Below are 984 nucleotides of genomic sequence, written 5' to 3'. Positions count from 1 at the left end.
CAAGCCCTTATGAAGGTAGATGCCGCCACAAAATCGCTTTTCTTTACCATACATAATTTTTCATTAAATATAAAACTAAAAAAACGAATATCTCCCCCGCTATCCCTACGGCAATTCGTAAGTGCTCTCCCATATCTTTATATGAAGACATGGTAATGTAATAACAGATTATGGGCAATGAAATGTATAGCCCCGACATCCCTCTAGCAAGTAAAAAAGGAGGAAAATATAGGAAATAAAATAAATAAATAAAATACAATGATGTTATTAAAACTTGATGAGGCTCAATCAGCTCTCCACTTTGAGATAAATTAGATAAAAAACACACACCCACAAACAAAGGAAAAAACATTATCAATTGTATATGAGGATCAGGCTCAACAAGATTAATATCAAACACATTTAGAGTTACCAGAAAAAACATACAAATCAGAATCATTATACCTGTAAAGTAAATCAATTTTCCGTGTAAACTTTCACACCCCTCAATACAAAAATTAACACTTAAAATAAAACCTAAAACAGGAATCCATATTGAGATGTAGTCTGGAATATAGTGTCCGGAATTTATTTTCACTAAAAATGCATGAAAAAGTAACAATAAAAAAGGGAGTATTTTTTTAGAATTCCAACTACCCCCAAATTTCGTGACTGTATAAAACCCATGCGTAAAGGCCAGAGTATAGCAAAAAGTTGTGAATGACATAATTCTTTGTTTTATCAAGATAGCGATGCTGCGCATCGAGCTAGGGCGCTGTAGGTCACTACATCCAAATTAAATTTGATGTGGACACGTAATATCTTACACCTTCAGGCATTGCCACATATTAATAATGTGGCAACACCCAAAACCGTATTAATTCCGTTTAATTTTCACACTATCATCAAACGCCTCCACCCCAATGGTAGTCACTGAATCAGGGATAGTCACGCTGGTGAGCTTGTTGCTTGAAAACGCATACTCCCCAATGGTGGTCACTGAAT

2 protein-coding genes are annotated in these 984 nt (G+C 35.0%); both read right to left on the bottom strand.

Annotated features, from left to right (window positions below):
• Positions 1 to 43 precede the first annotated feature (43 nt).
• Entirely contained in the window at positions 44 to 706 is a 663-nt protein-coding gene (locus VSA01S_RS19795) for a hypothetical protein (RefSeq protein ID WP_145993923.1), read from the bottom strand.
• Positions 707 to 856: 150 nt separating this feature from the next.
• The gene (locus VSA01S_RS20505) at positions 857 to 979 is read right to left on the bottom strand and encodes a leucine-rich repeat protein (protein WP_280524910.1); all 123 of its coding nucleotides are present in this window, start codon (positions 977 to 979) and stop codon (positions 857 to 859) included.
• Positions 980 to 984 lie beyond the last annotated feature (5 nt).

It is taken from the genome of Vibrio sagamiensis NBRC 104589, from assembly GCF_007990935.1.
Classification (GTDB): domain Bacteria; phylum Pseudomonadota; class Gammaproteobacteria; order Enterobacterales; family Vibrionaceae; genus Vibrio; species Vibrio sagamiensis.
This window is presented reverse-complemented; position numbering and strand designations above follow the sequence as displayed.